The following is a 1,833-nucleotide window of genomic DNA, read 5'->3' on the forward strand; positions in this document are numbered from 1 at the left end:
GAAGAATTAAAAAGAAAATGATACTTGTACATGCTGCGTACATTTGCGATATAATATAAATAGAAGGTTGTATCTTTTTGAAAAGGGGGAGAAGAGATGGCTGAAGTAAATGTACAAAAGTCTTCGTTTTTTAAAGAAAAAAAAGAAGAACCAAATACAGATTTCTCTCTTGTGAAAGGTGCATTGACTCAAAATGTAGATCGATTAGAAAAATTTATAGAGGCGACTCCATATAAGTATACAAAAGAGAATGCGTAAAAGCATTCTCTTTTGTATTACACTCTTTATGATTTGCTTATCTGCTATTTCTTTTTTTGTTTAAAAATGATTTTATACATATAATACCCAAGGGCTGCAAAAAGGAATCCAATAGCAGCACCAACTACTTCTTTCATAAACAATAAGTATAACGAAGCAATAAGTAGGGCAAATAAGATTAAAAGTAATACATACTTTGAAATGAATTCTAACCCTTTGTATACTAATAGTATTACACCTGAAAGAACAGTGAGGATAGGTAATATCCTATTTTCGAAAAAGCCTTCCTTTTTTTTGCTAGAATGCTGTTGTTTATTCAATATAGATATACTCCCGTCTTAAAGGATTAATGTTTTACTAGTTTTGCTATTTCATTTTCGAAAAGATTTTTGGTTAAATAGGTTATATCAAAGGAATCATTTATTATATTTCGAGTTAATAGCCATTAGATGTTTGGTGATTCAATAACAAAGAATCCATTATCAGAAATAACCTCATTCTTTTCTGTTATATCCAGACGCATAATAGTGTAAATAGACTGCGTTGATTTTAAATCCTTTATAAAATTTTCAGCATATAAGGAATTAAATCCATTCTCTATTAATATTGTTTTCCCTTCTTGAATAGACAGAGGGAATAACTTTTCGATATTTTGTACGATATGATTTGGAAGAGTCCCTACAATGTTACTTCCTTTTTCCTCTTGCTGAAATACTAGCTGTAATAAATTTTTAGATTCTAAAAATAATCTATCGTCTGAAATTTCTTCGATTTTATGTGCAATCCCATCTAAACTCTGATATGTAACGTTTGAAGTGTTATCAATATAAATGTTAGCAGTAATCGTTGTTTCGTTTATAAAATCGACTTTTTGAAGTAATAATGAAAGTTGCGGGTTACACATAGTGTTGAATAATTTCTCTATACTCGGTTGTAATTGCATTTCTTTAGTTTGTTGATTAAAGTTTAATAATCCTCTAGTATATAGGGAATGCGCTGCAGTCAATAATATTTTTTCGACATCTGCTTTCTCTAGTTCATCATAAATAAGACTTAGTAATTCTTTTGCATAAGTTTGATTTTCTTTGGAATTCATTAGAAATGCTAATTCCTCTATAGAAACAATTTGTTTTTTATTCATAGCTCTTAAAAAGTCTAATTAGAGACTTTTTTACCTCATTTCTTCAATGGTAGAACCATACCAAATTGATTCAAGATATAAGATATCTTGTCGAAGGTTAGTAAATTGTAATTGTGCTTGCTCTTGAGCACTTTTAAACTTGTTAGCAGAAGATTCTAATGACTCTGGAGTCACGATAATATTCAATATGGTTAACCTCCTTGTGTGAAAAATTATTTTAACCAAAAATATATTAGATTATAATTCCAATAAAATCTACTTTTTATAATATCAAATATTATTATTAAATAGTGGATTAATATTGGTAATTTTATGATAATTAGCAAAAATAAAAAAGAGAGAATGCCAGGTAGGAGTTAAAGGTATATCAGATTTCTCGTTAATAAAAGGAGATACATTACAGCAAGTAGAAGAGTTAGAAGAAGAATTAAAAA

4 protein-coding genes are annotated in these 1,833 nt (G+C 28.4%); 1 reads left to right on the forward strand and 3 read right to left on the reverse strand.

Annotated features, from left to right (window positions below; all coding sequences use genetic code 11):
• Positions 1-96 precede the first annotated feature (96 nt).
• Complete coding sequence (locus CER22_RS33435) at positions 97-258, forward strand: hypothetical protein (RefSeq protein WP_000852624.1); 162 nt, start codon at positions 97-99, stop codon at positions 256-258.
• A gap of 44 nt (positions 259-302) precedes the next feature.
• Here CER22_RS33435 and CER22_RS30930 read toward each other — a convergent pair whose 3' ends face one another.
• The 3 genes from CER22_RS30930 to CER22_RS33445 all read right to left on the reverse strand — a co-directional run bounded on the left by CER22_RS30930 (position 303) and on the right by CER22_RS33445 (position 1,585).
• On the reverse strand, positions 303-578 hold the full coding sequence (locus CER22_RS30930; RefSeq protein WP_001041557.1) for a hypothetical protein: 276 nt from the start codon (positions 576-578) through the stop codon (positions 303-305).
• Positions 579-703: 125 nt separating this feature from the next.
• The gene (locus tag CER22_RS33440) at positions 704-1,399 is read right to left on the reverse strand and encodes a hypothetical protein (RefSeq protein ID WP_179211967.1); all 696 of its coding nucleotides are present in this window, start codon (positions 1,397-1,399) and stop codon (positions 704-706) included.
• Between the two features lie 30 nt (positions 1,400-1,429).
• Positions 1,430-1,585, reverse strand: coding sequence for a hypothetical protein (locus CER22_RS33445; RefSeq protein WP_179211968.1), 156 nt, complete (start codon positions 1,583-1,585; stop codon positions 1,430-1,432).
• Positions 1,586-1,833 lie beyond the last annotated feature (248 nt).

The organism is Bacillus sp. K2I17, from assembly GCF_002209985.1.
Taxonomy (GTDB): Bacteria; Bacillota; Bacilli; order Bacillales; family Bacillaceae_G; genus Bacillus_A; species Bacillus_A wiedmannii.

What these genes read in the sequence shown, in the direction of transcription:
- CER22_RS33440 (WP_179211967.1), bottom strand. Translation starts at nt 1,399, where the DNA reads ATGAATAAAAAACAAATTGTTTCTATAGAGGAATTAGCATTTCTAATG.
- CER22_RS33435 (WP_000852624.1), top strand. Translation starts at nt 97, where the DNA reads ATGGCTGAAGTAAATGTACAAAAGTCTTCGTTTTTTAAAGAAAAAAAA.